At 67.5% G+C, this 6,059-nt stretch carries 5 protein-coding genes; 2 read left to right on the forward strand and 3 right to left on the reverse strand.

Annotation, left to right across the window (positions count from 1 at the left end; all coding sequences use genetic code 11):
* Positions 1–187 precede the first annotated feature (187 nt).
* Both AB4Y84_RS10615 and AB4Y84_RS10620 read left to right on the forward strand, forming a co-directional pair.
* A complete protein-coding gene (locus tag AB4Y84_RS10615; RefSeq protein ID WP_442243815.1) occupies positions 188–2,071 on the forward strand; it encodes a M61 family metallopeptidase in 1,884 nt (627 codons plus the stop codon).
* Entirely contained in the window at positions 2,068–2,733 is a 666-nt protein-coding gene (locus AB4Y84_RS10620; protein WP_442250108.1) for a lysoplasmalogenase, read from the forward strand. The genes AB4Y84_RS10615 and AB4Y84_RS10620 overlap by 4 nt, the downstream gene beginning before the upstream one ends.
* Positions 2,734–2,741: 8 nt before the next feature.
* Here the strand turns inward: AB4Y84_RS10620 and AB4Y84_RS10625 are convergent, their stop codons facing one another.
* From AB4Y84_RS10625 to AB4Y84_RS10635, 3 genes are all read right to left on the reverse strand, one after another.
* A complete protein-coding gene (locus AB4Y84_RS10625) occupies positions 2,742–3,446 on the reverse strand; it encodes a hypothetical protein (protein ID WP_442243814.1) in 705 nt (234 codons plus the stop codon).
* Complete coding sequence (locus AB4Y84_RS10630; RefSeq protein WP_442243813.1) at positions 3,443–4,411, reverse strand: hypothetical protein; 969 nt, start codon at positions 4,409–4,411, stop codon at positions 3,443–3,445. Before AB4Y84_RS10630 ends, AB4Y84_RS10625 begins: the two co-directional genes overlap by 4 nt.
* A 45-nt stretch (positions 4,412–4,456) precedes the next feature.
* Positions 4,457–6,059, reverse strand: a 1,603-nt coding sequence (locus tag AB4Y84_RS10635) for a TonB-dependent receptor (RefSeq protein ID WP_442250109.1), incomplete at its 5' end; no start/stop codon positions are given.

Below are 6,059 nucleotides of genomic sequence, written 5' to 3' on the forward strand. Positions count from 1 at the left end.
GATCTATCCGGTACTGCTCTGCTTTCCAGCAGATCCACGCCATGCGTGGATGCTGTCAGTCTTCGCCAACGCTCCAATGAGGCTTTGCCGCATCTGGTCGATGCGCCACTGACCATGACCTTCGGCCATGGGGCTCGGCACCTCACAGGCCTAGCATCGGGGAATTCTCCGCTGCTGGAAGTTGCCGATGAAAACCCGTGCCCTGGTGATGTCCGTGCTGTTCGCGCTGGCGGCCACGCCCGCGCTGGCGCAGACCCCGCCACCGGGTGATGCCGCCGCCCCGGGCCTGCTGCGCATCGATGTCGACGCACGCGACCTGGCCCGGCGCATCTTCAAGGTGACCGCCACCGTGCCGGCCAAGCCCGGCCCGCTGACCCTGCTGTATCCGCAGTGGATTCCCGGCAACCATTCGCCCACCGGCCCGATCGACAAGCTGGCCGGCCTGCGGGTCACTGCCAACGGCAAGCCGCTGGCCTGGCAGCGCGACCAGTTCAACGTGTACGCGTTCAAGGTGGATGTGCCGGCGGGCGTGAGCGAGATCGTCGCCCACTTCGATTTCCTGTCTTCGCAGGGCGGTAGCCAGGGCAGGGTGGTGATGACCCCTGAAATGCTCAATCTGCAGTGGAATGCCAATTCGCTGTACCCGGCCGGCGTGGACGCGCGCAACCTGCAGGCACAGGCCAGTGTGACCCTTCCCAAGGGCTGGGCCTATGCCACCGCGCTGGAAACCGCCCGCCGTGATGGTGACACCGTGGTGTTCAAGCCGATTTCCTATGACCACCTGGTCGATTCGCCGCTGTTTGCCGGTGAGCATCACCAGCGCATCGACCTCGACCCGGGCGCGAAGGCGCCGGTGCATCTGAACGTGTTCGCCGACGATGCCAAATCGCTGAAGCCGACCGACGCGCAGCTGAAGGCGCACCGTGCGCTGGTGCAGCAGGCCGACAAGCTGTACGGCGCGCGCCACTACGATCACTACGAATTCCTGCTTGCCCTGACCGATCGCCTCGGCGGCATCGGCCTGGAACATCACCGCTCCAGCGAGAACAGCGCCGACCCGGGCTACTTCACCGAGTGGGACAGCAATGCCTGGATGCGCGACCTGCTGCCGCACGAGTACACCCACTCGTGGAATGGCAAGTACCGTCGCGGTGCCGACCTGGCCACGGCCAATTTCAATACACCGATGGGCGACAGCCTGTTATGGGTGTACGAGGGCCAGACCCAGTTCTGGGGCCAGGTGCTGGCCGCGCGTTCGGGGCTGTGGTCCAGCGAGCAGGCGCGCGACATGCTGGCCAACGTGGCGGCCACCTATGATCGGGGCCGCCCGGGCCTGGCCTGGCGACCGCTGCAGGACACCACCAACGACCCGACCATCGCCCAGCGTCGCACCCTGCCGTACCGCAACTACCAGATGAGCGAGGACTACTACTCCGGCGGCCAGATGCTGTGGCTGGAGGTGGAGGGCAAGCTGCGGGGGCTGACCGGCAACCGCCGCAGCCTGGATGATTTCGCGCGCGCGTTCTTCGGCGTCGGCAACGGCGATTGGGACGTCAATCCGTACACCTTCGATGACGTGGTGGCGACCCTCAACGACATCGCGCCGTACGACTGGGCGAGCTTCCTGCGCCAGCGCTTGGACGGACACGGTTCGTTGACCGGCGGCCTGGAACTGGCGGGTTGGAAGCTGGTCTACCGCGATGCGCCGAACGAGGCCTACAAGGCACAGGAAAAGCGCGCGAAGGCGGCGCTGCTGGCCTATTCGCTCGGCGCGACGGTGCTCGACAGTGGCGTGGTCGGTGACGTGGTCTGGGACAGCCCGGCGTTCAATGCCGGCCTGGCACCGGGCATGAAGGTGATCGCCGTTGGTGGCCGCGAGTACAGCAGCCAGCGCCTGAAGGATGCGGTGGCAGCAGCGGCCACTGACAAGGCGCCGATCACGCTGCTGGTCAAGCAGTTCGACCGCATCGATACGATGAAGATCGACTACCACGGCGGCCTGCAGTATCCGGTGCTGGAGCGCATCACCGGCCGCCCGGATCGCCTTGCAGAGCTGTGGAAGGCGCGATGAGCCTGCGCACACGCGATGGTCTGATCCTGGTGGTGGCCGTGCTGGCCATCATCGGCGCCTACCTGGACGGCGACGGGCGTTGGCTGCACTGGTTGGCCAAGYCGGCGACCACGCTGCTGATCGCCGCCATCGCCTGGCAGGTCCGGCCGGCGGCCGATGCGTTCTACAGGCGTGCGGTGCTGGCCGGCATGCTGTTGTCCTGTGCAGGTGATATCGCGCTGATGCTGCCGATCGACGCGTTCGTGCCAGGCCTGGTGGCCTTCCTGCTGGCGCACCTGTGCTACATCGCCGCGTTCCGTGCCGGCCTGCGCGCGGGCCGCGGATTGCTCGCAGCCTTCGTGCTGCTGGCCGCATTCGCTTCGGTCAACGTGGCCGGACTGTGGCCGCATCTGCCGCAGCCGATGCGCCTTCCGGTGCTGGCCTATGTCGTGGTGCTGGCGGCGATGGCGATGCTGGCAGTGGCCCGTTACTGGAAGCGGCCGCACGCCGATACGCTGGAAGCGGGCAGCGCGCGCTGGGCGGCCGGTGGCGCACTGCTGTTCGTGGCCAGTGATTCATTGCTGGCGTGGGATCGCTTCGGCGGTGGGCTGCCGATGGCCAGTCTGCTGGTGCTGTCCACCTATTACGCCGCGCAGTACGCCATCGCCCGCTCGGTGAGATAGCCCTTTTTCTACTGCAGGTTGCCCTTGGCGTCGTAGCGCAGGCGCACGGTCTGGCGGTCGCCGGCTACTTCATCCGGCAACCACACCAGCTTGCCGCCCTTGCGGATGACCACATACACATGGCCGACGTCGGCGGGCGTACGCATCAGTGCATTGCGCTGTTGCTGCAGGGCCTGCGTCACCCGTGGCACGGCATCGAAGTCGATGTTGGCCAGTGCGGTGCTGCTGCGGCGCAGGGTGATGGTCGGCGCGAACTGTTGCGGGTTCACCGCATCGCCCTTGCGCCACTGCCCGCGTTGGTAGTGGTAAGCATCCACATGGCCCGGCTGCTGTGGATCGACCAGGTCGATGTCGATGCGGCCGTCGTCATGGAAGTGGATGCTGTGGAAGACGACCAGGCGTTCGCCGGCCAGTCCGGGCATCGCTTCCAGCGCCTGCCGTGCAGCCTGCAGGCGCTCGGCGTCGAGCAGCAGGTTCGACCGCGTGCGCCCGGGCAGCTGCATCGGTTCGGGCGCCGCCCGTGGCGTTGCGATGGCCGTCGTGCGCAACGGTTGTTCCCATGGGGGTTGCTGCATTGCATCCGCAGGCATGGTCGATGCGGCGCCACGCAGGGTCGCGTTGACGGACTGCAATGCGCCGCCCGCCGTGGCGGCACCGGCCAGAGCCAGCACCACGCCAGCGAACACCAGCGGTGTGGACACGGGCCGCTTCACGCGTGCTCCATGCGTACGCTGCGGCGATCATCCGGGTCGTACAGGATGTCGACCTGCCCGCGCGGGATGCTGGCCAGGTCGAGCAGCGCAACGAAGCGGCGCACGCTGGCCTGCTGTACGTTGCCCTCGCGGTCGAGATATTCCAGCTTGAACTCGACCTGCGGTTGTTCGTTGACGTAGGTGCCGGTCTGGCGCACGTCGAGCACCCGCGCTTCGGCGCCGATACCACGGTACTTGAGCGCTTCGCCGCGCGCGTCGATCTGCAGTGTGCCGGCCAGCAGGCGCGCCAGCAGACGCAGGCCGATCAGGTAGCCGCACAGCACCAGCGGGCAGACCAGCAGCGGATGGCCGAAGCCCAGGAACGTCCAACCCATTCCATCGCTCTGCAGGCGATAGGCCATGACATACGCGGCAGCGACCACGACGATGCCGACCAGGCCGCCGATGGCGCGACGCCACAGACTGGCGCTGTCCAGTTCCGGTTGCGATCCTGCCAGTATCAGGTTGGGCGAGGTGCCCGGCGTGGGGCTGAGCAGCACCTCCACCTGGCTGCCCACGGTGAAGCGCTGCAGCTGTGGCTCGCTGTCGACTACGACCAGCGTTTCGGTGATCGGCGTGCCGGACAGATTGTCGAACGCCAGTTGCAGCCGCCACTGCGCGAAGCCGCGCACCTGCACGCCAGTCTGTTCGGCCTGCTCGATGCGCGCGCTGCGTGGCTCGCCGTCGGCCAGAATGCTGCGCACGCGCTGCAGCGCACGGGGTGGCGCCAGCAGCAGGTAATGCAGGAAGGCGTACAGCAGCACCAGCCACAGCGTCAGCGACGTCGCCAGCAGGCCCAGTGCCAGCCAGGGTGCGCTGCGGTCGCCCACGTCCAGCGGCCAGCTGGTGCCGAAGTAGATGAGGCAGGGAAAGGGCAGCGCGAAGAACAACATGAGCGCGCCCAGGAACCAGAGGTAGGCTTTCATGACTCGCCTTCGACGCCGTGGAACAGGCGGCGTAGGGTACTACGCTCAGCGGAATTGCAGGGTCAGCAGGAAGTAGCGCCCCAGGGGATCGTCCAGCCCGGGCATCTGCCCGCCGCTGCCGACCAGGTGGTTCACCGGCCGCGTATCAAGCAGGTTGTGCACGTCCAGTGCGGCAATCACGCGCGGGCTCAGCCGCCGCGCCAGATGCAGGTTCCAGCGCAGCTGCGCCGGGTTCATGCAACGGCCCTGGTCATGCTGCTCCTGCGCGCACGCTTCACCGGCCAGCCATGCGCGGGTGCGGCCGACGCGGTTGCCACGCAGGGCGATGTCCCAGGATGGGTTCTGCCACTGCACGTTGAGGATGCCCGCGTTCGCCGGCGTGGCATGCCCGCGCAGGTCCACCGATTCGCCATGGCCGCGATCACGACGCAGCTCCTGCTGTTTCAACGCATCCAGCGAGAACAGCCACTGCCCGTTGCGGCCGGTATTCACCCGGTACTCGCCGCGCAGTACCCAGTTGCGCGAGGTGGTGCGGCCGATGTTGTCGAATGACAGGCGAAGATCACGCAGGCGACCCTGCTCATCCAGTTCCCAGGTGCCGGGATTCCACAGTGCATCGCTGGGTTGCAGGGCGAGGATCTCGTTGCGCAGTTCGACGATGTTGTGGGTCAGTGACAGCGAGAACGCATCGTTGGGTGTCCAGCTGGCGGCCAGCGAGTGGCTGCGCGAGGTCTCGGCTTTCAGCCCATCGTTCTCCACCACCTCCACTTCCACCGCGCAGCCGCCATCGCGCAGCGGGCGCGCGCACGGCGGCAGGGACTCCGAGGTGGGCAGGCCATACAGGCCGAAGTAGCCCGGTGGYCGCCGGCGCTCGAAGATGCTGGGTGCTCGGTAGCCGCGGCCACTGGCCAGCAGGAACGACCAATGCGGGCTGGGGCTCCAGCGCAGGCCGGCACGCGGCGAAAACGCAGTGTCACCGCCATCGCGGTCCAGTCGCGCGGCCACGTCCAGGCGCAGTGTCGGCGCCAACGGCAGGCCCACTTCGGCGTAAGCGGCGTTGCTCTGCCGCGACAGCCGGCGTTGCTCCATCGGCAGTCCCAGCGCCAGCTCGCCCTTGCCCAGCAGCGGATCGGGCAGCGAGGTCCAGCGCTCGCGGCGCAGATCGATGCCGGTGGCCAGTTGTGCTGCTCCGCCGGGCAGTGTCATCAGGGTGCGCTGCATGCCCCACCAGCCCTGCCACTGCTCGGTACGTCCGCGGTTGTGGATGGCCGGGAACAGCTCCTCTGCCAGCTCCGCCGGCAGGGTGGAAAATCCGGGCAGGAAGTCCAGCGTGCGTGCTGCTTCCAGCAGGCGTTCGCTGCGCACGGTGCCTTCGGTGCGCAGGTCCACCTGGCTGCGCTGCGCGCTGAGGCCGGCATCCCAACTGCGGCCGGCGCGCTCACGGCCCATGCCGAAACTGATGTCGCCTTCGGTGGCATGCACGCGCGGGCGCACTTCGCCGCCTTCCTGCAGGACCACGTTGAGGATCGCGCCACGGCTGAAATTGAGGGCGACGGCGGTCGGGCCCAGCTCGAAACGCTGGCGGTTGTGGCTGGCGCGTGCTTCCACGTAGGCGTAGCGTCCGTCACCGCGCTCGTGGCGATAACGC

The sequence above is a fragment of the Stenotrophomonas sp. 2YAF22 genome (genome assembly GCF_052114665.1).
In the GTDB taxonomy this organism is placed as follows: Bacteria; Pseudomonadota; Gammaproteobacteria; order Xanthomonadales; family Xanthomonadaceae; genus Stenotrophomonas; species Stenotrophomonas indicatrix.